Genomic DNA, 1,687 nt, shown 5'->3' with positions numbered 1-1,687 from the left:
CCTGAATTATGCATATCTTTTCCTAAACCTTAACGAGAATGCTGCTACACCATCGTTTTACCTTTGATTGAGGGTTTCACCAAAATGGTGTACCAAAAAAGCACCTTCCGTGTTATTGTTATAGCGACCAAACAATAACGAACACAGGAGATGCCTCATGACTAACTTACACGAAACCCAACTGCGATTCAACCCTAAAATCAAAATTAAGACTGATGATGTTCAACTTTCAAATAACGCAGGCCTGTTGTTTTACGCCGAATTTAAGCACGCAGCTGGTCTTGACCAAATTATTGATCAAGCGGCGGCACAATTAAGCGAAAAACGTATTGGCCCTCATTATTCTAAAACTAGCTTACTCAATCAAATGCTGGAACTGAATATTGCCGGTTACGGCAATGATGTCGCGGCCGACGCGCTACAACACGACCCAGTCATGAAACAGGTCCATGGGACGACTGATTTAGCACCCCAACCGACTATTTCTCGTTTTTTAAGTGCGCTAACTTGTGATGATGTTCTGCACTTGAACTGTTTGATTTTAACCTTGGCGCTCGATTATATCAGGACTAACCATATTGACACGGTCATGCTTGATGTTGATTCGACGCATTGTGATACCTTTGGTCATCAAGAAGCTGCTAGTTTCAATGCGCATTATGGGGTTACTGGTTTCCATCCGCTAGTGGCCTATATCGCGCAGCTGAATTTGCTTTTAGGAATCAAGCAACGTCCAGGCAATCAGTACACCAGCACTGGTGTCAAAGAATTCTTAGCCCCGATCTTTGCGGCTTTTTGCGAATTGCCGTTTGATGTTCAGTTGATTTTACGCGGTGATAGTGGTTTTGCGACGCCTGAGCTTTATACGCTCTGCGAATTTTATGATGTAAAATATGTGATCCGCCTGAAGCGAAACGCCGCTTTAGACCAACTAGCTGATGAATTCACACCAGTAGTGCCCAAGCATTTTGATCAGAATTCGGTCATCTATGGTGAATTCAACTACGCGGCCAAGAGCTGGTCGATTGATCGGCGCGTCCTAGTAAAATCGACGCATCAAGTAGGTGAACTATTCTTTGAACGGCAATATGTGGTCACTAATATGACTGAAGCCGGGGTCAAATTATTGTACTTAGCCTATCAAAAGCGTGGGGCCATGGAAAACCTGATCAAAGAAAGTAAAGCCGGCTTTTTTATGGATAAGACGAATAGCCACACCTTTACTGCCAATGCCGCGCGGGCAACTATCAGCGGCATTGCCTATAACTTGATTGCCTTGATGAAGTTAATGGCCTTACCAAAAGAGCAGCGCAACACGACCATTAGTACACTACGCTTTCAAATCTTTCACGTTGCTGGAAAACTAGCCCGTCACGCCGGAAAAATAATCATTCATCTGGCGCAAAGCAACGTCTTTAGCCAGCAGATTGAAGCCTTATTAGCTAACATTCACACGTTAAGCCCCTTAGTGACCAACTAAGAAAATAGCGCAGTTACTTTTAAAATTATTGTGTTTGACCAAGGGATTAGTGGCTACTTTTTTGACGCGATCAAGTATGAAAACTAATCAAACTAACTAAATTAAGTCAAACTTGGCTAGTCATGACTAGCCCAAGTCGTGAATATAGAGAAATTACGTAAAACTGATAATTTGGCCAATCAATTTGATGCATATGCATAATTCAGG

General features: G+C 42.7%; 1 protein-coding gene. It reads left to right on the top strand.

Annotated elements, in window-relative coordinates; genetic code table 11:
* The first annotated feature begins 157 nt into the window (after positions 1 to 157).
* Entirely contained in the window at positions 158 to 1,480 is a 1,323-nt protein-coding gene (locus FC07_RS08120) for an IS1380 family transposase (RefSeq protein WP_057904624.1), read from the top strand.
* Positions 1,481 to 1,687 lie beyond the last annotated feature (207 nt).

Source organism: Loigolactobacillus bifermentans DSM 20003 (genome assembly GCF_001434575.1).
Lineage (GTDB): Bacteria > Bacillota > Bacilli > Lactobacillales > Lactobacillaceae > Loigolactobacillus > Loigolactobacillus bifermentans.
The sequence above is the reverse complement of the archived record's forward strand: the minus strand, read 5'-3'. Positions and strand labels throughout refer to the sequence as shown.

Excerpts from the sequence above, each read along its gene's own strand:
- FC07_RS08120 (WP_057904624.1), top strand. The coding sequence starts at position 158 with ATGACTAACTTACACGAAACCCAACTGCGATTCAACCCTAAAATCAAA.